Annotated in this window: 1 protein-coding gene; it reads left to right on the top strand. The window is 47.7% G+C overall.

What is annotated here, in order from left to right; all coding sequences use genetic code 11:
* A partial coding sequence (locus ACXAFS_RS15375; protein ID WP_475308069.1) for a DUF7507 domain-containing protein occupies positions 1-214 on the top strand: 214 nt, incomplete at both ends.

Genomic DNA, 214 nt, shown 5'->3' with positions numbered 1-214 from the left:
ACGAGTGATGATGGAGATGACACGGATGGTAACACAGAAGATGATCCAACAGAAACCACCATCGCAGAAGCTCCAAGTATCGAGGCGGTTAAGACCGTAGCAATCACGAATGATGTTGCACCAGTCGGAGCAAGTTTAGGCGACACGGTAGAATATACAATCACGGTAACCAACACCGGAAATGTGACCTTAGATGGAGTAGCGATAGCCGATA

This window comes from Winogradskyella sp. ABM4_392 (genome assembly GCF_056160445.1).
The sequence above is the reverse complement of the archived record's forward strand: the minus strand, read 5'-3'. Positions and strand labels throughout refer to the sequence as shown.